This is a genomic window from Streptomyces polygonati (assembly GCF_042650325.1).
GTDB lineage: Bacteria > Actinomycetota > Actinomycetes > Streptomycetales > Streptomycetaceae > Actinacidiphila > Actinacidiphila polygonati.
In genome coordinates, this window is record NZ_JBHSBB010000007.1 from 43842 (window position 1) to 67408 (window position 23567).

Consider the following 23567-nt stretch of genomic DNA (forward strand, 5'->3'; position numbering starts at 1 on the left):
CGGGGTCACCGCGCGCACCGATCGTAGGGTCGCCGACACAAGCCCGCAATAATGCGAGCGTTAGCAAGAAATTTGCGTAACTATCCCTGCAAAGAACTGAGTTGTGTGATGCGGCAGGGGTACGCGGGACCGGCCGGGCCCGGTTCGGGCCCGGCCGGATCCGCCAGGTGTGCCGCCGTCAGGCCGGGTGGTGGCGCCGGCGCGGGGCGCGGCCGGCCGGCTGGGACGGCTCGGGCCGGTGCTGGTAACCCGGCACGTCCCGCGTGACCGGCCGCGCCGTGGTGAGTTCGAACGGCTCGCCGTAGTGCAGCACTTCGATCGGCTCGCCCTCGGCCAGCGTGTACGTCGCCGAGGTGCGGGTGAACTCCACCCGCAGCCGCCGGCCGCGGAACAGCAGCCGGAAGGCGACCCGGCTGAGCGCGTCCGGCAGCCGCGGCGAGAACCGGATCGAGTCGCCGTCGAACAGCCGCATCCCGCCCAGCCCCGCCACCAGGGCCGTCCAGGTGCCCGCCAGCGCGGCGATGTGCAGCCCGTCGCGGGCGTTGTTCTCCAAATCCTCCAGGTCCATCATGGCCGACTCGCCCAAGTAGTCGTGGGCGAGCTGCAGATGGCCGACCTCGGCGGCGACGACCGACTGGCAGTAGGCCGACAGCGACGAGTCCCGTACCGTCAGCGGCTCGTAGTAGGCGAAGTTGCGGGCCTTCTCCTCCAGCGTGAAGGCGTCGCCGCGCAGATACATCGCCAGCACCAGATCCGCCTGCTTGACGACCTGCTTGCGGTACAGATCGAAGTACGGATAGTGCAGCAGCAGCGGGTAGTTGTCCTCGGAATCGGTGGCGGTGAAGTTCCACACCTGGTGCCGGGTGAAGCCCGCCGACTGCTCGTGCACCCCCAGATCGGCGTTGTACGGCACCGTCATGGCCGCCGCCGCGTCCCGCCATGCCGCGGTCTCCTCGGCGGTGACGCCGAGTTCGGCCGCGTGCCGCGGGTGGCGCTCCGCCGCGTCCGCGGCGGCCACCAGATTGCTCTGCGCCATCAGATTGGTGTACGCGTTGTCGTCGGCGATCGCGCTGTACTCGTCGGGCCCGGTCACCCCGTCGATGTGGAACGCCCCGGCATGGTCGTGATGGCCCAGCGAACGCCACAACCGGGCGGTCTCCACCAGCAGTTGCAGCCCGGTGTCCTTCTCGAAGGCGTCGTCGCCGGTCGCCGCCACATAGCGCACCACCGCGTCGGCGATGTCGGCGTTGACATGGAAGGCCGCGGTGCCGGCCGGCCAGTAGCTGGACGCCTCGTCGCCGTTGATCGTCCGCCAGGGGAACGCCGCGCCGGACAGGCCCAGTTGGCTGGCCCGCTCGCGGGCGACGGGCAGGGTGTTGCACCGCCATCGCAGCACTTCGGAGGCGGCGCGCGGCGAGGTGAAGGTCAGCAGCGGCAGCACGAACGTCTCGGCGTCCCAGAAGGTGTGGCCGTCGTAGCCGGACCCGGTCAGGCCCTTCGCCGGGATGGCCCGCTCCTCGGCCCGCGCGCCGGCCTGGAGCACGTGGAACAGCCCGAAGCGCACCGCCTGCTGGATCTCGGTGTCGCCGTCCACCTCGACGTCGGCGCGCTCCCAGAAGTCGTCGAGGTATTCGCGCTGCTGGTCCAGCAGGCCCTGCCAGCCGGTGTCGAGGGCGCCGACCAGCGCCGCGTCGGCCTGGTCGCGCAGCGCGGGCAGCGAACGGGTCGCCGACCAGCCGTAGGCGACGAACTTCTCCAGCCGCAGCTTCTGCCCGGTGTCCAGCACCGCGGTCACGGTCAGCCGGCTGACGTCGTCGCTGCTCTCCGACGAGATCTTCGTGGTGTGCTCCGGCCCCTCCACCCGGTGGTCGGCGGCGGTCGCCACCCGCAGCTTGCTGCGCTGGGTGGAGTGCACCAGCCGCAGCCGGGTGCCGGACGCCGAGTTCTCCTCGGCCTGGAGCGGCGACTCCAGCGCGGCGGCCACCCGCGGGTCGCCGGCCACCCGGGGGATCTCCTCGTTGGCGATCAGCTCCGACTGGAGCACCAGCCGCACCTGGTCCTCCAGCGGCTCGACCTCGTAGGAGATCGCGGCCACCGCGCGCTGCTGGAAGGAGACCACCCGGGTGGAGCGCACCCGCACCGCGCGGCCGGCCGGTGACACCCATTCGCACGAGCGGCGCAGCACCCCGGCCCGCAGGTCCAGCTCGCGGACGTGGTGGCGGATCGTGCCGTAGCGCAGGTCGAAGGGCTCGTCGTCCACCAGCAGCCGGATCACCTTGCCGTTGGTGACGTTGATGACCGTCTGCCCCGACTCCGGGTAGCCGTAGCCGGACTCGCCGTACGGCAGCGGGTGCCGCTCGAACAGGCCGTTGAGGTAGGAGCCGGGCAGCCCGTTCGGCTCGCCCTCGTCGAGGTTGCCGCGCCAGCCGATGTGCCCGTTGGACAGCGCGAAGACCGACTCGCTCTGCGGCAGTACGTCGAAGTTCAGCTCGCTCTCGCGCAGCGACCAGGGCGCGACGTCGTAGGCGGGGTGCTCGATCACGCCGTCCTCCCCAGCAGCTCGCCCAGATCGGTGACGACGGTGTCGGCGCCGTGCTTGCGCAGCTCCTCGGCCTGGCCCACCCGGTCCACTCCCACCACGTAGCCGAACTTGCCCTCGCGGCCGGCGTCCATCCCGACCAGCGCGTCCTCGAAGACCACCGCCTGACCGGCCTCGACGCCCAGCTGACGGGCCGCCTCCAGGAAGGTGTCCGGCTTGGGCTTGCCGCGCAGGCCCTTCTCCACGGCCGTCACCCCGTCGACGCGGACGTCCATCAGGTGCTCGATCCCGGCCGAGACCAGGACGTCCTTGCAGTTGGCGCTGGACGACACCACGGCGGTCCTCATCCCCGCCGCCCGGACCGCCTCCACATAGCGCACCGAACCGGGGTACGGCTTGACGCCCTCGTCCCGGATCTTCCGGACCACCAGGATGTTCTTGCGGTTGCCCAGCCCGTGCACGGTCTCGCGGTCCGGCGGGTCGTCCTCCTCGCCCTCGGGCAGTTCGATGTCGCGGGAGGCCAGGAAGCTGCGCACCCCGTCGGCGCGCGGGCGTCCGTCCACATAGGCGTCGTAGTCCGCGGTCGCGTCGAACGGCCGGAACTCCCCGGAATCGCCGCCGCCGCGCTGCCGCAGGAACTCGTCGAACATCTCTTTCCAGGCCGCGGCGTGGATGAGCGCGGTCGGCGTGAGCACGCCATCGAGGTCGAAAAGGCAGGCTCGTACGCCGCTGGGCAGGCCGATCTCCGTCATGAGCAGCCTTGTGCCCCGTCCGGAGAGCCGCCATGCGGGCGGGGCGGGAAGACCGCCCGACTTGCCGAATCGTTACTGCGCGGCCATCCGGCCGAACCCGTCACGACCCCAGCCGGTTGATCTCCGGGCTGTGCAGGATGTGCGGCCCGCCGCCTTCCAGCCGGACCACGGCCAGCATCGCCCGGCCGAGGTGCTCGGTGGTGGTGACATGACGGGCCGCCACCCGGCGCAGCAGCGGGTACAGCCACGACGCCAGCGTGTACATCACCCGGTACAGGCGGGTGCGGGAGGTCTCGCCGTGCACCGGCTGGATCCAACCGGGGCGGAACATGTACGCTCGCATGTCCATCGACAGCAGCGCGTTCTCGGTACGGCCCTTGATCCTGGCCCACGCCGACCGGCCGCCCTCGCTGCTGTCGGTGCCCTCGCCGGAGACATAGGTGAAGGTCAGCTCCGGGTTGCCGGCCGCGACGGTGCGGGCGGCGGCCAGCGCGTAGTCGTAGGTCACCCGCTCGTACTCGGCCTCCCCGCGCCCGGCGGCGGACACGCCCAGGCAGTAGAAGCACGCGTCGGCCCCGGACAGCTCGCCGGCCACCGCCGAGAAGTCGGTGAAGTCGGCGTGCGCCACCTCCCGCAGCCGGGGACGGCCGATGCCCAGCGGGCGTCTGACCACCGCCACCACCTCGGTCACCGCCGGGTCCTCCAAGCAGGCGCGCAGCACCCCCTGGCCGACCATGCCCGACCCACCGAAGACGATCACCCTCACCGCGGCCTCCCCGCCCCTGCTGTCCCGTTCGGCCCCGCCGGGAGCGGAGTCACCGGGACAGTGTGCCCCAGCCGGCCGCGTTCGTGATCTTGGGCCAGCGGCCCGGACCGCGCGCGCGGCGCGGTCGGGGACGGACGGTGACGGCGGGTCCACCGTCCGGCGCGCTCCCGCCCCCTCGCGACCCGCCCTCCGCGTGAGCGGCGGCCCTGCCCGGGGCCCTGTCACCGCTTCGACCAGCCCCTTCTCCCGTACTGTCCGCAGCAGAGACCCGCCGGGTATCACAGCCGCGCCATCAGGTCTTGGACGCCGGCGTCCGGGCGGGCCGACAGTGGAAGCGGCCGCCCCGGTGCGGCCGACCGTACTGGAACACTGCGAAAGGCCCTGTCATGGCTGTCTTCCTCACCGGCGGCTCCGGCTACATCGGCCGGTCCGTCGTGTCGGCCCTCGTCCGCGGCGGCTTCGACGTCGCCGCACTGGCCCGGAGCGAGGCCTCGGCCGCCGCGGTCACCGGTCTCGGCGCCGTCGCCGTGGCCGGCGACCTGACCGACACCCGCGTACTGCGCAAGGCCGCCGCCGCGGCCGAGGGCGTGATCCACCTCGGCGCCCACGCCGGCCCGGACGCCCCGGCCATCGATCTGGCCGCGGCCCGCGCGATGCAGGAGGGGCTCGGCGACCGCGGCACCTATGTGCACACCAGCGGTGCCTGGGTGCTGGGCGACACCGACGGCGTGGCCGACGAGGACGCGCCGCAGAGCCCGCCGCGGATCACCGCCTGGCGCGCCGAGAACGAGCGGCAGGTACTGTCCGCCGCCGAGCGGGGCGGCCGCCCGGTGCTGCTGATGGCCGGCCTGGTCTACGGCGGCGCCGGCCAGCTGACCAGGATGTTCTTCACCGACCCCGGCCGGGCCAACGGCGCCGTGCCGCTGATCGGCGACGGGTCCAACCACTGGTCGGTGGTCCACGTCGACGATCTCGCCGATCTGTACGTACGCGCCCTGAACGGGACGCCCGGATCGACGTATCTGGGCGTCGACGACCAGCACCCGACGCTCGCCGAGGCCGCCCAGGCGCTGTCCCAGGCGGCCGGCTGCCCCGGACAGTTCGACCGGCTCACCCTCGAACAGGCCCTGGAGCGGATGGGCCCGATCGCCGAGGCCTTCGCCCTGGACCAGCGGATCACCGGCGCGAAGGCCCGCCGCGACCTGGGCTGGAACCCGACCCACCTCGATGTGCTCGCCGACCTGGCCCGGGAGACGGCCGGCTGACCGGCCGGCCGGAGCGCTACCGCGGCGGACCGTCGCGGAAGTGCGCCGCGGCCAGCTCGGCGAACTCGGCGGTCGGCGCGGTCGCGCCGGCCGCGTCCCAGGCCAGGCAGACCTGGTTCGCCGCGATGTCCGCGACGGGCACCTGGCACACGTCGGGACGGGTGTAGTAGGCGGCGGCCGACCGGGGCAGCACGATCACGCCCTCCAGAGCCGCCACGTACTCCAGCTTCTCCTCCACCGTGCGCAGGCGCGGCTCGGGGGCGGCCGCGGCGGCGCGCCGATGCGGCAGGTCGCGCCACTCGGGCACCGCGTCCGGGTCCTGGAGCAGCGTGTCGCCGGCCAGGTCGGCGATGTCCAGCGCCGTCTTGCCGGCCAGCCGGTGGGCGCGGGGCAGCACGGCCACCCGGGGTTCGGAGAAGAGCGGCAGCAGGCGCAGCCCCTGGTGGTCCACCGGCATCCGGACGAAACTCACGTCCGCCCGGCCGTCCAGGACCACCGTCGCCTGATCGTGCCAGCCGGTGCGCAGCACCCGTACCTCCAGGCCCGGACGCTTCGCCAGCAGCGCCTGCACCGGCCCGGCGACGGTGATGCCCGGCATGAACGCGACGGTGAACACCGACTGTTCGTCCGCCGCCCGGCGGACCCGCCCGCGCAGCGCCTCGGCCGACGCCAGCAGTCCGGGCGCGTCGCGCAGCAGCTGCTCCCCGGCGGGGGTGAGCGCGGTGGCCCGCCGGTCGCGGTCGAACAGCCGCACCCGCAGTTCGTCCTCCAGCACCCGGATCTGCCGGGAGAGCACCGGCTGGGCGATGTGCAGCCGGGCGGCGGCCCGGCCGAAGTGCAGTTCCTCGGCGACCGCCACGAAGTAGCGCAGTTTGCGCAGGTCCACGTCCACGGTGGTCCTCCTGGCAGGGGTACGGAGCGGGCTCGGGCGGCCGGTCCGCGGTCGGCGTCCCGCCGGTGCGCCCGTCCCGGAGGACACCGTACGTCCGCGGGCCGGTGCGGACGTACGGCGACCGGCTCAGCCCAGGCCCGCCGGGTCCAGGTGGTAGACGGCGAAGGCCCGCCGCAGCACCGGCTGGGCCACATTGCGGACCCGGACACCGCCGACCGTCGTGCCGTGCTCGGTGCCCGCGTGCGCGTGGCCGTGCACGGCCAGATCGACCTTGCCGCCGTCGACCGCCTCCGCCAGCAGATAGCTGCCGAGGAAGGGGTAGATCTCGGTCGGCTCGCCCGCCAGGGTGTCGGGTACGGGGGAGAAGTGGGTGAGCGCGATCCGCAGCCCGCAGCCGGCGTCGCCCAGCTCGTCCAGCGCCCGGCGCAGACCCTCGGCGCTGCGCCGGGTGGCGCGGACGAACGCCTTCATCTCCGGTTCGCCGAACTCGCCCGCGCTGCGCCCGGCGAACCCGCCGCCGAAGCCCTTGGTCCCGGCCACGCCGACCAGGGTCTCCCCGACGGTCAGCGTGGTGGCGGCGCCCTCCAGTACGGTGACGCCCGCGCCCTCCAGCGCCGCCGTCACCTCGCCGGTCTGGTCCGAGTGGTGGTCGTGGTTGCCGAGCACGGCGACCACCGGCACCCCGACCCCGGCCACCTCGCCGGCCACCACCCGGGCCTCCTCCACCGTGCCGTGCCGGGTGAGGTCACCGGCCAGCAGCAGGAAGTCCGCCACATCGGGCAGCATCTCGAACGCGGGCCGCAGGCTGCCGCGGCTGTCCGCGCCCACATGGATGTCACCGACCGCCGCCACCCGGATCACAGCAGGCGCTCCGCCCGGTCGGGGGCGCCGAGTTCGGCGACCGTCACATCGACATGCCGGTCCAGCCCGGTGAGCACCTCGTCGGCCAGCCGCAGCACGGTCGCCCGGCAGCCCTCGGTGGCCACGCTGCCGCTGATGATCACGGTGCCGCCGCGGTCCTCCACCCGCAGCCCGAGGTCGGCCACGCCCTCGTCCACCAGCCGCTCGTGCAGATGCGCGACCCGGTACTCGGCGTGCCCTTCGGCTCCCTCGGCCGCGGCGGGCGTCGGGGCTTCATACGGATTCATGAGCCACCTCCTCGGGCGGGATGATCTCCAGCCGCTCCAGCAGATTGAGGAAGGCACCCGGCATCGGCTGGGCGCCGTAGTCGTGGCGCAGCCGCGTCCAGTCCGTCTTCTCCCGCAGCGCCCGCGCCACCGGCAGCACCGCGCCGAAGTCGCAGTGGTGCTCGGAGAAGGACCGCAGCAGCGAGGCCAGCAGGTCGGTGGCCGACAGCACCGGCATCCGTACCGCCTCCACCGGCATCACCGGGGCCCGGCGCAGCAGCGCCTCGTCCACCGGCACATGCCCGAGCTCGAAGATCAGGTCGATGTCCTGGCCCAGGCAGCGGGCCTTGATCAGCCAGTCCTCCGGCGGCCGGCGCACCGGGATGCCGGCCCCGGTCAGGGTCTCCGCCACCGCGTCGGCCGTGTCCGGGGTGATGCAGAAGTCCACGTCGTGCTGGAAGCTCGGCACGACCCCGTGGGCGTAGGCGGCGACACTGCCGGCCAGCGCGAAGGCGTGGCCACCCTCCTTCAGCCGGGCGGCCATCTCCTTGGTGGCCTCCAGGATCGCCTGGGTACGGTCAGGCGGCAGCGCCGCCGCCCCTGCTTCCTGCTGCTTGTCCGGTGAGTGCGTCACAGCGGTCGGTTACCCCGTCAGCGGTGGGCGATACGGGTCCTTTCCCGGGCCGGCCCGTACGAGCGGGCCCCGCGCGGGGCGGGGCCGCGGGCGCGGGTCAGTCCCTGCGGTCCTCCACACCGAACCCCAGGGCGCGGGTCACGGCCTGCACGTTCGGGTACTGCTGCTCGGCCGGCAGCGCCGACACCCGGTCCACCAGCGTGTCCGGGGCGTGCTGGCGCCGCAGGGATCCGAGCAGCGCCGACCGCTTGGCCGGGTAGACGGTGCGTTCCAGATGCCTGGCCAGCTCGCTGCGGACCGTCACGCCCTCGCGGGTCATGCCGGCGGGCGCCGGAGCGCCGGGGTCGTTGGCGGCGCCGAACTCCGCGACCGGCTCGTCCTCCCCGGACGGCTCCGGCTCGTACGCCTCCTCGGCCCGGACACCCCGGTTCGCCTTGAGCTCGCCCTGCAGTTCCCTCTTGAGCTCGTCGTCCCGCGCGAAGCCGGTCTTGTTGGTTCCCTGGTCCGTCATGGGCTGTGGCCTCCCTTGTCTTCCGTGCACCGCAGCTACCCGACCGATTCGCACCGAAACGGGGATATCGCCGGATTTGTGGCGGACTGTTTCGCGGGGCGCGACAATCGGTGTGACCACCCCGGCGACGGGTAACCGCCGGAGACCGCCGGAGCGGGGGCGCGGACGCGGGTCCCGCCGGCCGGCGGGACGGACGGCGACACGGAGGTGGCGGTGGTGGCGATGGGTGATCGAGGCGGGCGGCGGGACACGGCGGTGCTCTTCGATGTGGACGGGACCTTGATGGACACCGTCTATCTGCACACCGTCGCCTGGTGGGAGGCGCTGCGGCAGTACGGCGAGCGGGCGCCGATGAGCCGGGTGCACCGCGGCGTCGGGATGGGAAGCGACCATCTGCTCGACCGGCTGCTCGGCGACGACCGCGACCACGACCGGGACAGCGCGCTCAGCGCCGCCCACGACGCGCTCTACGCCCAGTTCTGGACCCGGCTCGCCCCGCTGGAGGGCGCCGCCGACCTGCTGCGGGCCTGCGCGGCACGCGGCTGGCGGGTGGTCCTGGCCAGTTCCGCCTCGGAGCGGGAGCTGCGGGTGATGCGGGACGCGCTGGGCGCCGACGACGCGATCGACGCGGTCACCACCGCCGACGACGTGGACGCCAGCAAGCCCTCACCCGATCTGGTCGCCCGGGCGCTGGAGCGCGCGGGCGTCCCGGCGTCGCGCGCGGTGTTCGTCGGGGACGCGGTGTGGGACGCCGAAGCCGCGGGGCGCGCCGGGGTGCGCTGCGTCGGGCTGCTGTCCGGCGGCATGTCCCGCGAGGAGCTGACCGGCGCGGGCGCCGAGGAGGTCTACGAGGGGCCGGCGGATCTGCTGGCGCGGCTCGACCGGAGCCTGCTGGCCGATCCCGGTCCGCCGCAGCGGGGACCGCGGCGGGGGGCCAGGGCCGAATGAGCGATCGGGAGGCGGGCACGCGATGCCTATGACCACGACCCACATCGAACAGCAGACCAAGTTCGAGGGACCCGGGGTTTTCGACCCCGGCGGCCTGCGGCGACTGCCGGGAGTCTCCGAGGTGCGCGAGGAGAAGCCCGAGGAACTGGACGCCGTCCACTACGACACCGCCGACCTGCGTCTGCTGGCGCACGGCATCACCCTGCGCCGCCGCACCGGCGGCCACGAAGAGGGCTGGCACGTGAAGCTGCCGGGCGGGCGGGGGGAGCACCGCGAGGTGCACGCGCCGCTGCGCGCGGGCAAGGCCGGCCACGTCCCCGGCGAGCTGAACCGGCACCTCAAGGCGTACACCCGCGGCGCCGAGCTGCTGCCGGTGGTGCACCTGCGCACCCACCGCACGCGCCACCTGCTGCTGGACAAACAGGGCCGCGCTCTGGCCGAGGTCGCCCAGGACCGGGTGGCCGCGCAGGTCCTCGGCACCGAGCGGCTGCGGCCGGCGGCCAGGGGCAGCGGCAAGGGGGGCGCTCGAAACGGCGCCGCAGCCGCGGAGCCGGCCGCCGGCGGCAACAGCACCCAGCTCGTCCACTGGTCCGAGATCGAGGTGGAGAAGGACCAGGGCGACGACAAGCTGATGCGCGCGGCGGCCCGGCTGCTGGAGGACGGCGGCTGGTATCCCTCGCCCAGCGCCCACAAGCTCGACCACGCGCTCGCGGGCGAACTGCCGCCGGAGTTCGGCGACCTCGGGCCCCGGCGCCTCCCCGGGGCCGGATCGGCCGGCGAGGCGGTGATGAACCGGCTCGCCGACCAGCTCGCGGTGCTGCTGGCCACCGACGCGGCCGTACGCGCCGACGAGGCCGACGCGGTGCACCGGATGCGCTCCACCAGCCGGCGGCTGCGGAGCCTGCTGCGCGGCAGCCGCCGGGTGCTGGACCGGAAGCGGACCGACCCGGTGGCCGGTGAACTGCGCTGGCTCACCGGGGTGCTGGCCGGCTCGCGCGACCACGAGGTCCTCGGCGCCCGGCTGAAGGAGCAGGCCCGCGGGATCGGCGACAAGGTGCTCGCCCGGCGGATCGCCGCCCAGGAGGCCGAACGCCACCGGGCCGGCCAGCAGGACGCGCTGGCCGCACTCGACTCGCCGCGCTACCACGCGCTGCTGGACGCCCTGGAGGATCTGCGCGCCGAGCCGCCGCTGCGCAAGGGCAAGGCGGCCGAGCCGGCCGCCCGGCACCTGCGCGAGGTCGCCACCCGCGACCGGCGCCGGCTGGCGCGGCGGATGGACGCGGCAGGGCGGGCGGGTTCCGGCCCGGCGCGGGACAAGGCGCTGCACGAGGCACGGAAGGCGGCCCGCCGGGCCCGGCACACCGCCGAGACCGCGCTGCCGTACGGCGGCCGGAAGGCGGCCCGGCTGCGCAAGCGGACCAGGGCCGTGCAGGAGGTGCTCGGCGACCACCAGGACGCGGTGATGGCCCGCGCCGCCCTCCCCGAACTCGCCGCCGAGGCCCGCGAGACCGGCGCGGACACCTACGGCTACGGCCGTCTGCGCGCCCTCCAGGACGAGTTCGCCCGCGCCGCCCGCCGCCGTCTGCCCGCCGTCTGGCAGCGGGCCGGCGACCCGAAGCTGGCGCGCTTCGACTGACGCGCCGTCTGCCGCGCCCCGGCGGCGGTGCGCCGTCGGGGGCGCGGGCCTCGGCGCCGTCCCCCGTACGGTCGAAGACTGAGGGGTCCGTTCCGATCCGCTGGGCAGGTGTTCCTCTATGACCATTTACGTCGTCACCGTTCCCGGCACCTTCCTCGACCCCCCGTCCGACGGGGCCCGGCAGGAAATGGTGCGAGCGCTGCGCCCGGCCGACCCGCAGGGCAACGAATTCGGCGAGGCCGAGGCGCTGGACATCCTCACCGTCTACGACGGCACGCCGGCCTTCAGCATTCACCTGGAGGTCGAGGCGGACACCAAGACGGCGGCCGGCGACGGCGCCCGCGAGCTGATCAGGGGCGCGCTGCGGACGGCCGGCCTCCCGGTGGAGTCCGCGTCCCTGGGGGAGCCCGTCATCACCGGCATCGCCGGGGAGTGACACCGGGCCGGCGGCGCCCGCACGGCGCCCCGGCACCGTCCCGCCGCCGGACAGCCCGGGCGGGGACCGGCCGCGGCCGGTCCCCGCCCGGGCTGCCGCCGCGTCAGGCGGTCACAGGCCGACGTTCTGGTACGTCACCGGGATCGTGGAGGAGCGGGCGGTGGCGCTGGTCGGCGAGGGCGCGAAGACCACCTTCCCGGCGCCGGAGCAGGGCAGCTCCAGCCAGGCCGGGATCGCCACCGGAAGTCCGTAGGCGGTGAGCTGGGTGATCGTCCCGATCGACACCGGCGAGCCGAACTCCACCAGCAGCCGGGTGGCCGCGTCACCGGTCCAGCCGCCGCGGACCGACCCCGACGGGGGCGGGAGGAGGGCCGCCGAGACGCTCTGGCCCGCCACCGGGTGACCGGTCTCGTCCGCGGTCACCGGCCCGAAGCAGGCGACTTTGATGACCGCCCCGGTACTCACCCCGTTGACCTGCCCGGTGAACGCCTGGTTCGGCCCGATCGGGGTCGGGGCCGGGGAGATGTCGGCCGTCGCCGAGGCCGTCGAGGCGGTGGCCGCCGCCAGGGCCAGCGCGGCGACCGCCGCGTAACGGCGGGGTCCGCGTGATCGGCCCGGCCCGGCCGCCTGTTGCCGCTTGCTGCGCATGCCTACCTCCGCTCGGGGCGAACTGTGCGAGAGCAGCAGCCACCGTAGTCCCGCCCCGGCCGGCCGGACCTGGACACGCGGCGAGGTGCCGGTCGCCCCGAAGGACGACCGGCACCTCGTCATATGACACCGCGAGGTGTCAGCGGGACAGGATCAGCTGTGGTTCCAGGTGACGGAGAAGTTCGTGCCGCCGGACAGCGCGGACGTCGTCGCCTTGGTGGTGCTGCCGGACGCCATGTTGATCTTGTCCGGGCCGTAGTTGCCGATCGCCTGGCCGTTCGCGGTGGCGTTGGTGAACGACGCGGTGCTGAAGTGCGCCAGCGGCAGCACGCCGCTGCTGCTGGACGGCGCCTCGGCGATGATCTCGGCGGAGGCGTTGGACAGACCGCTCTGCGTCTTGGTGGTGGTCTTCGTCCAGCCCTTGGTGGTGTCGGAGAGCGTCAGGGTGTAGGTGTGCCCGCTGACGCTGACCGTGGAGGTGAAGTGGTCGCCGGGGCTGACCGCGTTGCTGTAGTTCACCGGGTAGGCCGGGTACATCTCGTACCACGAGTAGTACTGGGCGCGGCCGCCCGAGCAGTCGGCCTCGCTGCCGGTCTGCTCCACCGAGTTGCTGCCGTCACCGTCGAGCCCGATCCAGAACGAGGAGTACGCGGTGCCGCTGCCGCAGGTGACCGACGGCTGCACCCAACTGGCCGAGACACTGCTGAAGGTGGTGCCGGTGGCCGCGTAACCGGCCCAGTTGCCGCTGGTGCTGTGGGCGACGCGCGTGTCCGGGCCGATGACCCGGTTGCTGCTGAGCGGGGCCAGCCGGATGTGGCCGGCGGTGGCGGCGGCGCCGGGCGCGAGTGCCAGGGAGGACACAAGCGCCGCGGCCGCGGCGGATATCGCGGTGACGCGGATGGTTGCCGACATGCTGCTCCTTCTCGCGTGACTGGCGCCGATTGGTGGGGTTAGCGTGACGCCAGTGCATGACAGTGTGCAGTCAATGGGGTAGGCCGGTGATACTGCTGGATGTCAACGGTCGGCAAAGGTCGTGCCAAGTCCCCCGGCGAAAAGGGTGAATTGACCGGCGCGGTGCGCAATGCCGGAATGGCCGGACGGCCGGACCGCGGGCGCGGTCCGGCCGTCCGGGGGCGGGGTCAGGGCACCCGCACCGCGCGCAGCAGCGGCAGCGCCGCCGCCAACTGCTCGCGCCAGTCGGGCAGCGGCTCCAGCCCCGCCCTCGCCCACCCGTCGTGGCCGAGCACGCTGTAGGCCGGGCGCCGGGCCGGGCGGGGAAAGCGGTCGGAGGTGGTCGGGCGGACGCGCTCCGGATCGAGACCGGACAGCTCGAACACCGCCCGGGCCAGGCCGAACCAGGTCACCTGCCCGCTCGCGGTGCCGTGGTAGATCCCCGCCGGGGCCCGCCCGGCCAGCGCCGCCTCGCCGAGTCCGGCCAGCCGCACCGCCAGCGCGCGGCTCCAGGTGGGCTGCCCCAGCTGGTCGTCCACCACGTCCAGGGTGTCGCGCCGCGCCGCCAGTTCCAGCATGGTGGCGACGAAGTTGCGGCCGTGCTCCCCGTAGAGCCACGCGGTGCGCACCACGAACCCGCGCTCCGGCAGCAGTTGGCGCACCGCCAGTTCGCCGGCCAGCTTGCCGCGTCCGTAGGCGCCGAGCGGTCCGGTGGGGGAGTCCTCGCGGTACGGGCGGTCCGCGTCGCCCGCGAAGACGTAGTCGGTGGAGATCTGCAGCAGCGTCGCGCCGCGCCGGGCGCACGCCTCCGCCAGCCGGCGGACCCCCTCGCCGTTGGTCCGGGTGGCGGCCGCCTCGTCCTGCTCGGCGCCGTCCACATCGGTCCACCCGGCCGCGTTGACCACCACGTCGTGGCCGGCCACCGCCGCGTCCACCGCGGGACCGTCGGTGATGTCCAGGTCCGCGCGGGCCAGGGCGGTCACCTCGCCCCCGGGGAGGGAGCCCAGCACCGCGGTCAGGTCGCGGCCGAGCATGCCGGCCGCGCCCGTGATCAGCCAGCGTGTCATTCCGGCAGCTCCGCCTTCTCCTTGAGCGGCTCCCACCAGGCGCGGTTGTCCCGGTACCAGGCCACGGTGTCGGCCAGTCCCTCGTCGAAACCGGTCAGCGGCTCGTATCCCAGCTCGGCGCGGATCTTGTCGATGCCCAGCGAGTAGCGCAGATCGTGGCCCTTGCGGTCGGTGACCGGCTCCACCATCCGCCAGTCGGCCCCGCAGGCCCGCAGCAGGCGCTCGGTCAGCTCCCGGTTGCTGATCTCGGTGCCGCCGCCGATGTGGTAGACCTCGCCGGCCCGGCCGCCGTGCAGCACCAGGTCGACGCCCCGGCAGTGGTCGGAGACATGCAGCCAGTCCCGGACGTTGCGCCCGTCCCCGTAGAGCGGCACCTTGCGGCCGTCCAGCAGATTGGTGACGAACAGCGGGATCATCTTCTCCGGGAAGTGGTACCGCCCGTAGTTGTTGGAGCAGCGGGTGACCGTGACATCCATGCCATGGGTGCGGTGGTAGGCCAGCACCATCAGGTCCGAGGCCGCCTTGGAGGCCGAATACGGCGAGTTGGGCGCGACCGGCGACTCCTCGGTCCAACTGCCGTCCGCGATCGAGCCGTACACCTCGTCGGTCGACACATGGGCGAACCGCCCCACCCGGTGCCGCAGCGCCGCGTCCAGCAGCACCTGGGTACCGAGCACATTGGTGGTCACGAACGGCGAGGCGTCCACGATGGAGCGGTCCACGTGCGACTCGGCGGCGAAGTGCACCACCGCGTCCTGACCCGCCGTCACCGCGTCCACCACCTCCCGGTCACGGATGTCGCCCCGGACGAAGGTGAGGTCGGGGTGGCCGGCCACATCGGCGAGATTCGCCTCGTTGCCCGAGTACGCCAGATGGTCCAGCACGGTGACCCGGGCGCCGGGACCGGACGGCAGCTCGCCGCGGAGCGCGGCCCGAACGAATTGTGATCCGATGAAGCCGGCGCCGCCGGTAACGAGTATCCGCATGAGAACGTCATGGTAGGACACCCGGGGGGACAGACGGGGTGGAGACGGCGAAACCCGGGGAAACACAGCGAACTCCGCGCCGCGGGACCGCGGAGCCGGGCGGGGAAAGCAGGTATGCGAAACCGGGACGGTGGCTATCATCACCGGCATGCGTGGGATTGTGCTCGCGGGCGGTACCGGGTCTCGACTGTGGCCGATCACCAAGGCCGTCTCCAAACAGCTGATGCCGGTCTTCGACAAGCCGATGATCTACTACCCGTTGACGACCCTGGTGATGGCGGGCATCCAGGACATCCTGATCATCACCACCCCCGAGGACCGGCCGCAGTTCGAGCGGCTGCTCGGCGACGGGTCCCAGTGGGGGCTCCGCTTCGAGTTCGCGGTCCAGGACCGGCCGGCCGGCATCGCCGAGGCGTTCGTCATCGGCGAGCGCTTCATCGGCGGGGAACCGGTCGCCCTGATCCTCGGCGACAACATCTTCCACGGCGACGGACTCGGGCGGCAGTTGCGCGGCTACCGCGATCCGGTCGGCGGTGTGGTCTTCGCGCACGCGGTCGCCAACCCCGCTGACTACGGCGTGGTCGAGTTCGACGCGGACGGGACCGTGCTGTCCATCGAGGAGAAGCCGGCCAGGCCCCGGTCCCGCTACGCCGTGCCCGGCCTGTACTTCTACGACAGCGAGGTGGTCGCCGTCGCCCGGAAGCTGACCCCCAGCGCCCGCGGCGAACTGGAGATATCCCACGTCAACCAGGAGTATCTGGAACGCGGCCGGCTCACCGTGTCCGTACTGGACCGCGGCACCGTATGGCTGGACACCGGCACCTTCCAGTCCCTGGTGCAGGCCTCGGAGTACGTCCGAGTGGTCGAGGAGCGGCAGGGCTTCAAGATCGGCTGCGTCGAGGAGGCCGCCTGGCTGGCCGGCTTCATCGGCGACGAGCAGCTGCTGGCCCTCGCCGAGCCGCTGCGCAAGAGCGGCTACGGCGACTACCTGACCGAGATCCTGGCGCAGCGGGGCGACGACACCGGCTTCAACCACCGTACCGGGCGCTGGAGTTCTTCCTGAGCTGCTCCTCGTGGGCCAGGCAGTCGGCGTAGGACGGCAGCAGCCCGCGCTCACGTGCCTCGGCCAGGGTGGGCGCCTCGGCGTCCTTGGCCGACAGCAGCGGCTCCAGGCCGGCCGGCCATTCGATGCCCAGCGCGGGGTCCAGCGGATGCACACCGTGCTCGCGGGCCGGCGCGTAGCCCTCCGAGCAGAGGTAGACCACCGTCGCCTGCTCGGTCAGCGCCATGAAGGCGTGGCCGAGCCCCTCGGACAGGAAGACCGAGGCGTGGTCGCGGTCGTCCAGCCGCACCGCCTCCCACCGGCCGAACTCCGGTGATCCGACCCGTAGATCCACCACGACGTCCAGCACCGCGCCGCTCACGCAGCTGACGTACTTCGCCTGGCCCGGCGGTACGTCCGCGAAGTGGACGCCGCGCAGCGTCCCGCGTACCGACACCGAGCAGTTGGCCTGCGCCAGCCGCAGATCGCGGCCGGTCGCGGCGGCGAACTCGGCCTCGCGGAACCACTCGTGGAAGCCGCCGCGCCGGTCGGTGAAGATCTTCGGTTCCTGCACCCAGGCCCCCGGGATGCCGAGCTGTCTCATGCGGTGTCACGTCCTCGTGTCTGCTGTGGCTGTCTGCCGCGGCCGTCGGCGCCGGCTGTCCGCGCCGGCTGTCCGCTCGGTGCGTGCGTGTCGCCGGTCCGCGCGGGCGGCCCCTCCGGCGGCGTCCCATTGTCACCTCCCGGCGGCGTCCCGGGACGCGGTCCGGCCCGTTCGCCACCTACCGCCCGGCCAGCCCCTATGCTCTGCCTGCACGGCTCCGCACCTGGGAGCCGCATCAGGGGAAGGGCTCTTGGGGAAGAGCCCGCTGGGGGGAAGGTCGGCCATGACGGTCAGGACACAGCCCACCGCGCAGGTCGACGAGACCGCGCGGATCGGCGAGGGCACCACCATCTGGGACTTGGCGCAGATCCGGGAGAAGGCCGAACTCGGCGCCGGCTGCGTCATCGGCCGCGGCGCGTACGTGGGCCCGGGCGTGAAGATCGGCGACAACGTCAAACTGCAGAACTACGCACTGGTCTACGAGCCGGCCGAGTTGGCCGACGGGGTCTTCGTCGGACCGGCGGCGGTCCTCACCAATGACTACTCCCCGCGCTCGGTGGACCCGGAGGGGAAGCTGAAGCGCGGCGGGGACTGGGAGGCGGTCGCGGTCCGGGTGGCCGAGGGCGCCTCGCTGGGGGCCCGTTCGGTGTGCGTGGCCCCGGTCTCGGTGGGCCGCTGGGCACTGGTCGCGGCCGGGGCGGTGGTCACCCGGGACGTCCCGGACTTCGCGCTGGTCGCCGGGGTGCCGGCCCGGCGGATCGGCTGGGTGGGCCGGGCCGGGGTGCGGCTGGCCGAACTCGCCGCCGAGCCGGGGGTGTGGCGGTGCCCGCGGACCGGCGCGCTGCACGACGAGAAGGACGGCGTGCTCACCGAAAGGCGCTGAGCGGCGCTGAACACCGTTGAGCGGCGCTGAACGGCGCTTCGAGGGGCCGAAGGGGCCCGCGGGGCACCGGCGGGCGCCGGACGCCGCCGAGCCGGAACACCGTGTGAACGGATGGCGGCAGGTTTCCGCAAAACGTCAATCAGCGCATATCCGTAGGCATATCGTGTTCCACGGTGCGGGCTGACGCGGCCGTTCCACGTAACGGTCCGCGTTCAGTGGGGGGTTGGAGCGATCGGTGACGGCAGCGCCGGCCGGGGGCCCGCGGCGGGAACGCCGAGGGGCCGTCAGTCGGCGGTGCCCGCGCCTGCGTCCGGCCGGAAGCCGGAACCCCGGGGGCGGTGAGGGACCGCCACCGGGCCGATCGACACAGCGACCAGGGGGGCTGGGGTGCCGGACCGAAACGGTCCCGGCGGGTGTGCCGAACACCGCCGGGCCGGTGTTCCCTGCCGGGCGTGGGCACCGCATCTCCGGTGTACGCGTGCGAAGTGAGGACACCCGCGGGCATGGCATGCCCATGATCATTGTGAGGGGACGATGACCACGACACGTTCGCAGGCCCTGGGCAGCGAGGATCCACCGCTGCACCGGCTCGCCGGGCGGCTGCTGGCGCTCGCGGAGGCCGGACTGCCCGCGATGTACCTGCCCGACCGGGACTCCTTCGTGTTCACCCGGGCCGCCCGGCCCGCGCCGGGCGGCGGCTGGACGCTGGAGGGCCGCGGCGAGAGCACCCGCTACGCCGCCATCACCGCGCTCGGCGCCCGCCTGCTGCCCGAGGACCGGCAGCGGGCGGTGCTCGGCGGCCACAGCGCGCAGGAGTTCACCGGGCTGCTGGTCCAGCGGCTGCCGGGGGTGACCAACCTCGGGGACGCCGCGCTGATCGCCTGGGCCGCCGCCGAGACCGGGCACCCCGAACTCGCCGACGCCCTGGACCGGGTCGCCGTGCTGGACGCAGGCAAGGGGCCCCGCTACACCGTCGAGGCCGCCTGGGTGCTGTCGGCGCTCGCCGCCGCCCGGGACAGCGCGGACGTGGAGCGGCGGATCACCGCCGCCCGCGACCGGCTGCTGCGGGCCCGGATCGGCGACAGCCCGCTCTTCCCGCACGCCACCGGGCCCGGGCTGGTGCCCTGGTACCGCGCGCACGTCAGCTGCTTCGCCGACCAGACCTACCCGCTCCAGGCACTGGCCCGCACCCACGCCGGCGGCGGCGACCCGCTCGCCCTGGCCGCCGCCGACGCGTGCGCGGCGCGCATCTGCGACCTCCAGGGCGAGGCCGGCCAGTGGTGGTGGCACTACGACGCCCGCACCGGAGGACTCATCGAGGGCTACCCCGTCTACAGCGTGCACCAGCACGCGATGGCGCCCACCGCGCTGTTCGACCTCGCGGACGCCGGCGGCACCGACTTCCGGCAGGCGATACGGCTGGGCCTGAGCTGGATGGCCGGCCCCGCCGAGCTGACCACCGTCTCCGCCGCCGGGACGGCCCCGGCGGCAGGCCCCGAACCGGTCATCCAGGACGACCTGGCCATCACCTGGCGCAAGGTCTACCGCGGCGACCCCAAGAAGGCGGTCCGCGCCGCCCGCGGCCTGACCACCCGGGCGGTGCGCCGGGCCAGGATCGCCCCGCTCGACCGGATCTACCGGCCCACCGCGATCGACCGCGAGTGCCGCCCGTACGAGTTCGGCTGGATGCTCTACGCCTGGCTGGCGGCCGATCGGGCGCCCGCTGGGACCCCGGCCGGCCAGGCCGGTCCTGGTCCGCGTGTGGTCGCGGGGGAGCAGGGATGACCCGCCGTACGCTCTTCGGCGTCGAGATCGACGCGCTGACCATGGACGAGACGGTCGGGCGCTGCCTGGAGGCGGTCCGCGACCACCGCCAGCTGGAGGTCGGCGTGGTCAACGCCGCCAAGCTGGTCACCATGCGGCGCGACCCCCGGCTGGCCGCGGCCGTCTCCGGCTGCGACCTCGTGGTGGCCGACGGCCAGGCCGTGGTCTGGGCGAGCCGGATCCTGCGGTCCCCGCTGCCCGAACGGGTGGCCGGCATCGACTTGTTCATGCGGCTGCTGGCCGAGGCCGGGCCCAAGGGGCTCGGGGTGTACTTCCTCGGCGCCCGCCAGGATGTGCTGGAACTGATGATCGCCCAGGTCCGGGCGCGCTTCCCCGAGCTGCGCGTGGCCGGCCACCGCAACGGCTACTTCGAGGACTCCGAGCAGGAGGCGATCGCCGACGCCGTCCAGGACAGCGGCGCCGACCTGCTCTTCCTCGGGATGACCTCGCCGAAGAAGGAGATCTTCACCGCCGCCTACGGCAAGCGCACCGGCGTCCATGTCGTGCACGGTGTCGGCGGCTCCTTCGACATCCTCGCCGGAGTCACCAAGCGGGCCCCCCGGGGCTGGCAGCGGCTCGGCCTGGAATGGCTCTACCGCCTGCTCCAGGAACCGCGCCGCCTCGCCCGGCGCTATCTCACCACCAACGCGGCCTTCCTGCTGATGACGGCCAGGGAACTCATCCGCCGCACGCCCGCGGCCGGTTCTGCGAACAGGAGTCTTTGATGCGAGTCGTCGTCGTCGGACAGGGATACGTAGGACTGCCGCTGGCGATCCGCGCCGCGGAGGTCGGGCACGAGGTCATCGGGTACGACGTGGACACCGCCCGGGTCAAGAGCCTGGCCGCCGGGGTGTCCTTCGTGGAGGACGTCTCCTCCGAGCGGATCGTCGCCGCCACCGACAACGGCAGCTACCGCGCCAGCGACTCGGCCCGGGACTGCGGCGGCTTCGACATCGCCGTGGTGACCGTCCCGACCCCGCTGACCGACGGGGTGCCGGACCTGCGCTACATCGAGGAGTCCGCGCGCACCCTGGCCCGCTATCTGCGGCCGGGCGCCACCGTCGTCCTGGAGTCGACCACCTACCCCGGCACCACCCAGGAGCTGTTCGCGCCGCTGCTGGAGGACGGCTCGGGACTCGCGGCCGGCGCCGACTTCCACCTCGGCTACAGCCCGGAGCGGATCGACCCGGGCAACCCGGTGTGGGGCTTCAAGGAGACCCCGAAGATCGTCTCCGGCGTGGACACCGCCTCGCTGAAGGCCGTCCAGGCCTTCTACGGCGAACTGGTCGACACCACCGTGCCGGTCGGCTCGCCCAAGGAGGCCGAGCTGGCCAAACTGCTGGAGAACACCTTCCGGCACGTCAACATCGCGCTGGTCAACGAGATAGCGATGTTCGCCCGGCATCTGGACATCGACGTCTGGCAGGCCATCGACGCCGCCTCCAGCAAGCCCTTCGGCTTCATGAAGTTCACCCCGGGACCGGGCGTCGGCGGCCACTGCCTGCCGATCGACCCCTCCTACCTGTCCTGGCGGGTGCAGCGCGAACTCGGCCAGAACTTCCGCTTCGTGGAACTCGCCAACGACATCAACGGCCACATGCCCGACTATGTGACCCGCCGGGTGATGGACGCCTTCAACACCCGCCGCCGCTCGGTCAACGGCTCCCGGGTGCTGCTGCTGGGCCTGGCCTACAAGAAGAACACCGGCGACGCCCGCGAGTCGCCCTCGCTGCGCGTGTCCCAACTGCTGCTGGACATGGGCGCCGAGGTCAGGGCCGCCGACCCGCACGTGGTGGAGACCGCCACCGTCGACCCCCGGCTGGTCCGGGTCGAGCTGACCCAGCAGGAACTGGCCGCCGCCGACGTGGTGGTGCTGCTCACCGACCACGACGCCTTCGACTACGACCTGGTGACCGAGCACGCCTCCCACGTCCTCGACTGCCGCCGCCGGCTGTCCGGACCCACGATCGAGGTGCTCTGACCCGATGCCGTCCACGAATCCCGCCCAGCACCCCGAGCCTGTCCAGCACCCGCCGAACGCCGGGAGCAGCCCGATGAGCGTCATCTGTGTGGCCGGGGCCCGCCCCAACTACATGAAGATCAAGCCGGTGATGGACGCCCTGGAGCGCCGCGGCGCCGAGGTCGTCCTGGTCCACACCGGACAGCACTACGACGACTCGATGAACGAGGTCTTCTTCCGCGACCTCGGCATCCGCCCGCCCGACCGCTTCCTGGGCGTCGGCTCCGGCAGCCACGCCGAGCAGACCGGGCGGGTGATGACCGCCTTCGAACCGCTGCTCCAGGAGGTCGCCCCGGACGCCGTGGTGGTCGTCGGCGACATCAACTCCACGCTGGCCTGCGCCCTGGTGACCGCCAAGGCGGGACCGCTGCTCGCGCACGTCGAGGCCGGCCTGCGCAGCCGCGACTGGTCGATGCCCGAGGAGGTCAACCGGGTAGCCACCGACCGGGTGAGCGACTATCTGCTGGCCCCCTCGCCCGACGCCGCCGACAACCTGCGGGCCGAGGGCTACCGCGACGACCAGATCCACGTGGTCGGCAACGTCATGATCGACACCCTGCTGGCCAATCTGGACCGGGCCCGGCGGTCCGACGTACTGGACCGCTACGGGCTCACCCCCAAGGAATACGGCCTGGTGACGCTGCACCGGCCCGCCAACGTGGACGATCCGGCGGTGCTGGCCGGGCTGCTCAAGGCACTCGGCGAGATCGCCGCGGACTGCCCGCTGCTGCTGCCCGTGCACCCGAGGGCGGCCGGCCGGCTCGCCGAACTCGGCGTGCCCGGCGGCGTCCGGCTGGTGCCGCCGGCCGGCTATCTGGACTTCATCGCCCTGCAGGACTCCGCCCGGGTGGTGCTGACCGACTCCGGGGGAGTGCAGGAGGAGACCACCGCCCTCGGCGTGCCCTGTGTGACGCTGCGGGACAACACCGAGCGGCCGATCACCGTCGAGCAGGGCACCAATGTCCTGGCGGGCCGCGACCCGGCCCGTATCGTCGCCACCACCGCCGCGGTGCTGGCCCGGCCGCCGGCCGCCCGCCGGCCCGAACTGTGGGACGGCAGGGCCAGCGAGCGCATCGCGGACGTGCTGCTGGAAGGAGGCACCGCCCGGACCCGGCCCAGACCCACCGATATGCTCTCGACCACGCAACACGGGGCCGCGAGGGGGAACATCAACCATGGATCTCGCTGAGATCTGCCGGGTCATGGGCAGGCGCTGGTACGTGCTGCTGCCCGGTCTGCTGCTCACCGCGGTGCTCACCGTCGGCGCCTACGTGACGGTGCCGATCTCGTACCAGTCGCAGAGCACCGTGATGCTGCTCAACTCGCAGAAGGCCACCGTCGCCTTCGACGGCAACCCCTTCCTGAGCACGCAGACCTCGCTGACCGGCATGGCCGACAGCCTGGCCCGCAACCTCAACTCCGACGCCTCCCTGAAGGATCTGCGCCACCAGGGCGCCACCGGCACCTCGGCGGCGAAGATCGCCGACAACGCGCAGGGCCCGCTGATGTGGCTGACCGTCACCGGCACCGACCAGGCCGCCGTGCTGAAGTCCGACCAGCTGCTCACCGACTACGCCAAGAAGCGGCTGGAGCAGTTCCAGGCGCAGCAGTCGGTGACGGAGCGGGCGATGATCCGGATGACGACGATCGTCCCGCCGCAGAATCCGGTCGCCCAGACCAAGACCCGGCTGGAGTACCTGGTGCTGGCCGCCCTGGCCGGACTGGTGATCAGCATGGTGGCCACCTTCTACGTCGAGGCCCGGCGCCGCAGGCCCGCCGGGCGGCGGGCGGCGCACCGGTCGGCGGCGTCCGAGGCCCGGCCCTCCCCGGCCGGCGGCGAGGAGGAGGCGGCCGACCGCGTCGCGGCCGGCCCGGCCCGTACCGCTCCCCGCTGGTCGAAGGAGGGCGGGTCCGCCGACGCCGGCGGAGCCCTCCCGCCCGCCGCCTACCCGGACGAGGCAGCGGCCGGGACCGGGGACGTCCCGGCCGTGCCCGGGACGAGCGAGAGCGACGCACACCGCTTCGTGTGACCCGTT

General features: G+C 73.3%; 24 protein-coding genes. 11 read left to right on the forward strand and 13 right to left on the reverse strand.

The window, feature by feature from the left end:
- Positions 1–178 precede the first annotated feature (178 nt).
- The 3 genes from ACFO3J_RS06560 to ACFO3J_RS06570 form a co-directional block, all read right to left on the reverse strand.
- Complete coding sequence (locus ACFO3J_RS06560; RefSeq protein ID WP_386427030.1) at positions 179–2542, reverse strand: glycoside hydrolase family 65 protein; 2364 nt, start codon at positions 2540–2542, stop codon at positions 179–181.
- Positions 2539–3291, reverse strand: coding sequence for a beta-phosphoglucomutase family hydrolase (locus ACFO3J_RS06565; RefSeq protein WP_386427032.1), 753 nt, complete (start codon positions 3289–3291; stop codon positions 2539–2541). The genes ACFO3J_RS06560 and ACFO3J_RS06565 overlap by 4 nt, the downstream gene beginning before the upstream one ends.
- A 100-nt stretch (positions 3292–3391) precedes the next feature.
- On the reverse strand, positions 3392–4057 hold the full coding sequence (locus ACFO3J_RS06570; RefSeq protein ID WP_386427034.1) for an NAD-dependent epimerase/dehydratase family protein: 666 nt from the start codon (positions 4055–4057) through the stop codon (positions 3392–3394).
- 386 nt (positions 4058–4443) lie between these two features.
- Between ACFO3J_RS06570 and ACFO3J_RS06575 the strand changes: the two genes are divergently transcribed.
- Positions 4444–5322, forward strand: a complete 879-nt coding sequence (locus tag ACFO3J_RS06575; RefSeq protein ID WP_386427036.1) for an NAD-dependent epimerase/dehydratase family protein — start codon at positions 4444–4446, stop codon at positions 5320–5322.
- 16 nt (positions 5323–5338) lie between these two features.
- Here ACFO3J_RS06575 and ACFO3J_RS06580 read toward each other — a convergent pair whose 3' ends face one another.
- The 5 genes from ACFO3J_RS06580 to ACFO3J_RS06600 form a co-directional block, all read right to left on the reverse strand.
- The gene (locus tag ACFO3J_RS06580) at positions 5339–6214 is read right to left on the reverse strand and encodes a LysR family transcriptional regulator (protein ID WP_386427038.1); all 876 of its coding nucleotides are present in this window, start codon (positions 6212–6214) and stop codon (positions 5339–5341) included.
- A gap of 126 nt (positions 6215–6340) precedes the next feature.
- The gene (locus ACFO3J_RS06585; RefSeq protein WP_386427040.1) at positions 6341–7075 is read right to left on the reverse strand and encodes a metallophosphoesterase family protein; all 735 of its coding nucleotides are present in this window, start codon (positions 7073–7075) and stop codon (positions 6341–6343) included.
- Entirely contained in the window at positions 7072–7362 is a 291-nt protein-coding gene (locus ACFO3J_RS06590; RefSeq protein ID WP_386427042.1) for a hypothetical protein, read from the reverse strand. Before ACFO3J_RS06590 ends, ACFO3J_RS06585 begins: the two co-directional genes overlap by 4 nt.
- Positions 7349–7975 carry a hypothetical protein gene (locus ACFO3J_RS06595; RefSeq protein ID WP_386427044.1) on the reverse strand — a complete coding sequence of 209 codons (627 nt, stop codon included), beginning with the start codon at positions 7973–7975 and terminating at the stop codon, positions 7349–7351. Before ACFO3J_RS06595 ends, ACFO3J_RS06590 begins: the two co-directional genes overlap by 14 nt.
- A gap of 97 nt (positions 7976–8072) precedes the next feature.
- On the reverse strand, positions 8073–8486 hold the full coding sequence (locus tag ACFO3J_RS06600; RefSeq protein WP_386427046.1) for a DUF2795 domain-containing protein: 414 nt from the start codon (positions 8484–8486) through the stop codon (positions 8073–8075).
- A 222-nt stretch (positions 8487–8708) separates the two neighbouring features.
- Here ACFO3J_RS06600 and ACFO3J_RS06605 point away from each other — a divergent pair, with 222 nt between their 5' ends.
- From ACFO3J_RS06605 to ACFO3J_RS06615, 3 genes are all read left to right on the forward strand, one after another.
- On the forward strand, positions 8709–9434 hold the full coding sequence (locus ACFO3J_RS06605) for an HAD family hydrolase (protein WP_386427048.1): 726 nt from the start codon (positions 8709–8711) through the stop codon (positions 9432–9434).
- 28 nt (positions 9435–9462) lie between these two features.
- The gene (locus ACFO3J_RS06610; protein WP_386427050.1) at positions 9463–11070 is read left to right on the forward strand and encodes a CYTH and CHAD domain-containing protein; all 1608 of its coding nucleotides are present in this window, start codon (positions 9463–9465) and stop codon (positions 11068–11070) included.
- Positions 11071–11188: 118 nt separating this feature from the next.
- Entirely contained in the window at positions 11189–11506 is a 318-nt protein-coding gene (locus tag ACFO3J_RS06615; RefSeq protein WP_386427052.1) for a hypothetical protein, read from the forward strand.
- Between the two features lie 111 nt (positions 11507–11617).
- Here the strand turns inward: ACFO3J_RS06615 and ACFO3J_RS06620 are convergent, their stop codons facing one another.
- The 4 genes from ACFO3J_RS06620 to rfbB all read right to left on the reverse strand — a co-directional run bounded on the left by ACFO3J_RS06620 (position 11618) and on the right by rfbB (position 15158).
- A complete protein-coding gene (locus ACFO3J_RS06620) occupies positions 11618–12154 on the reverse strand; it encodes a hypothetical protein (protein ID WP_386427054.1) in 537 nt (178 codons plus the stop codon).
- Between the two features lie 153 nt (positions 12155–12307).
- On the reverse strand, positions 12308–13066 hold the full coding sequence (locus ACFO3J_RS06625) for a G1 family glutamic endopeptidase (protein ID WP_386427056.1): 759 nt from the start codon (positions 13064–13066) through the stop codon (positions 12308–12310).
- Positions 13067–13293: 227 nt separating this feature from the next.
- Positions 13294–14172 (reverse strand): dTDP-4-dehydrorhamnose reductase, encoded by an 879-nt coding sequence (gene rfbD / locus ACFO3J_RS06630; protein ID WP_386427058.1) that lies wholly within the window; start codon positions 14170–14172, stop codon positions 13294–13296.
- Complete coding sequence (rfbB, locus tag ACFO3J_RS06635) at positions 14169–15158, reverse strand: dTDP-glucose 4,6-dehydratase (protein ID WP_386427060.1); 990 nt, start codon at positions 15156–15158, stop codon at positions 14169–14171. Before rfbB ends, rfbD begins: the two co-directional genes overlap by 4 nt.
- 148 nt (positions 15159–15306) lie before the next feature.
- Between rfbB and rfbA the strand changes: the two genes are divergently transcribed.
- Positions 15307–16221: a glucose-1-phosphate thymidylyltransferase RfbA gene (rfbA, locus tag ACFO3J_RS06640; RefSeq protein WP_386427062.1), complete on the forward strand. Its 915-nt coding sequence runs from the start codon at positions 15307–15309 to the stop codon at positions 16219–16221.
- Here the strand turns inward: rfbA and rfbC are convergent.
- Positions 16187–16804, reverse strand: a complete 618-nt coding sequence (gene rfbC / locus ACFO3J_RS06645) for a dTDP-4-dehydrorhamnose 3,5-epimerase (protein WP_386427064.1) — start codon at positions 16802–16804, stop codon at positions 16187–16189. The genes rfbA and rfbC overlap by 35 nt on opposite strands.
- 283 nt (positions 16805–17087) lie before the next feature.
- Here rfbC and ACFO3J_RS06650 point away from each other — a divergent pair, with 283 nt between their 5' ends.
- The 6 genes from ACFO3J_RS06650 (at position 17088) to ACFO3J_RS06675 (ending at position 23561) form a co-directional block, all read left to right on the forward strand.
- Positions 17088–17687, forward strand: coding sequence for an acyltransferase (locus ACFO3J_RS06650; protein ID WP_386427066.1), 600 nt, complete (start codon positions 17088–17090; stop codon positions 17685–17687).
- 534 nt (positions 17688–18221) lie between these two features.
- Positions 18222–19472 carry a hypothetical protein gene (locus ACFO3J_RS06655; RefSeq protein WP_386427068.1) on the forward strand — a complete coding sequence of 417 codons (1251 nt, stop codon included), beginning with the start codon at positions 18222–18224 and terminating at the stop codon, positions 19470–19472.
- Entirely contained in the window at positions 19469–20236 is a 768-nt protein-coding gene (locus ACFO3J_RS06660; protein WP_386427070.1) for a WecB/TagA/CpsF family glycosyltransferase, read from the forward strand. Before ACFO3J_RS06655 ends, ACFO3J_RS06660 begins: the two co-directional genes overlap by 4 nt.
- On the forward strand, positions 20236–21492 hold the full coding sequence (locus ACFO3J_RS06665; protein ID WP_386427072.1) for a nucleotide sugar dehydrogenase: 1257 nt from the start codon (positions 20236–20238) through the stop codon (positions 21490–21492). The genes ACFO3J_RS06660 and ACFO3J_RS06665 overlap by 1 nt, the downstream gene beginning before the upstream one ends.
- Before the next feature lie 73 nt (positions 21493–21565).
- Positions 21566–22720: a non-hydrolyzing UDP-N-acetylglucosamine 2-epimerase gene (wecB, locus tag ACFO3J_RS06670; RefSeq protein ID WP_386427074.1), complete on the forward strand. Its 1155-nt coding sequence runs from the start codon at positions 21566–21568 to the stop codon at positions 22718–22720.
- Positions 22707–23561 (forward strand): chain length determinant protein, encoded by an 855-nt coding sequence (locus ACFO3J_RS06675; protein WP_386427076.1) that lies wholly within the window; start codon positions 22707–22709, stop codon positions 23559–23561. The genes wecB and ACFO3J_RS06675 overlap by 14 nt, the downstream gene beginning before the upstream one ends.
- The last annotated feature ends 6 nt before the right edge of the window (positions 23562–23567 follow it).

What these genes read in the sequence shown, in the direction of transcription:
- ACFO3J_RS06565 (WP_386427032.1), bottom strand. Translation starts at nt 3,291, where the DNA reads ATGACGGAGATCGGCCTGCCCAGCGGCGTACGAGCCTGCCTTTTCGAC.
- ACFO3J_RS06575 (WP_386427036.1), top strand. Translation starts at nt 4,444, where the DNA reads ATGGCTGTCTTCCTCACCGGCGGCTCCGGCTACATCGGCCGGTCCGTC.
- ACFO3J_RS06590 (WP_386427042.1), bottom strand. Translation starts at nt 7,362, where the DNA reads ATGAATCCGTATGAAGCCCCGACGCCCGCCGCGGCCGAGGGAGCCGAA.
- ACFO3J_RS06600 (WP_386427046.1), bottom strand. Translation starts at nt 8,486, where the DNA reads ATGACGGACCAGGGAACCAACAAGACCGGCTTCGCGCGGGACGACGAG.
- ACFO3J_RS06605 (WP_386427048.1), top strand. Translation starts at nt 8,709, where the DNA reads ATGGGTGATCGAGGCGGGCGGCGGGACACGGCGGTGCTCTTCGATGTG.
- ACFO3J_RS06610 (WP_386427050.1), top strand. Translation starts at nt 9,463, where the DNA reads ATGACCACGACCCACATCGAACAGCAGACCAAGTTCGAGGGACCCGGG.
- ACFO3J_RS06615 (WP_386427052.1), top strand. Translation starts at nt 11,189, where the DNA reads ATGACCATTTACGTCGTCACCGTTCCCGGCACCTTCCTCGACCCCCCG.
- ACFO3J_RS06620 (WP_386427054.1), bottom strand. Translation starts at nt 12,154, where the DNA reads ATGCGCAGCAAGCGGCAACAGGCGGCCGGGCCGGGCCGATCACGCGGA.
- ACFO3J_RS06625 (WP_386427056.1), bottom strand. Translation starts at nt 13,066, where the DNA reads ATGTCGGCAACCATCCGCGTCACCGCGATATCCGCCGCGGCCGCGGCG.
- rfbD (WP_386427058.1), bottom strand. Translation starts at nt 14,172, where the DNA reads ATGACACGCTGGCTGATCACGGGCGCGGCCGGCATGCTCGGCCGCGAC.
- rfbB (WP_386427060.1), bottom strand. Translation starts at nt 15,158, where the DNA reads ATGCGGATACTCGTTACCGGCGGCGCCGGCTTCATCGGATCACAATTC.
- rfbA (WP_386427062.1), top strand. Translation starts at nt 15,307, where the DNA reads ATGCGTGGGATTGTGCTCGCGGGCGGTACCGGGTCTCGACTGTGGCCG.
- rfbC (WP_386427064.1), bottom strand. Translation starts at nt 16,804, where the DNA reads ATGAGACAGCTCGGCATCCCGGGGGCCTGGGTGCAGGAACCGAAGATC.
- ACFO3J_RS06650 (WP_386427066.1), top strand. Translation starts at nt 17,088, where the DNA reads ATGACGGTCAGGACACAGCCCACCGCGCAGGTCGACGAGACCGCGCGG.
- ACFO3J_RS06655 (WP_386427068.1), top strand. Translation starts at nt 18,222, where the DNA reads ATGACCACGACACGTTCGCAGGCCCTGGGCAGCGAGGATCCACCGCTG.
- ACFO3J_RS06660 (WP_386427070.1), top strand. Translation starts at nt 19,469, where the DNA reads ATGACCCGCCGTACGCTCTTCGGCGTCGAGATCGACGCGCTGACCATG.
- ACFO3J_RS06665 (WP_386427072.1), top strand. Translation starts at nt 20,236, where the DNA reads ATGCGAGTCGTCGTCGTCGGACAGGGATACGTAGGACTGCCGCTGGCG.
- wecB (WP_386427074.1), top strand. Translation starts at nt 21,566, where the DNA reads ATGAGCGTCATCTGTGTGGCCGGGGCCCGCCCCAACTACATGAAGATC.
- ACFO3J_RS06675 (WP_386427076.1), top strand. Translation starts at nt 22,707, where the DNA reads ATGGATCTCGCTGAGATCTGCCGGGTCATGGGCAGGCGCTGGTACGTG.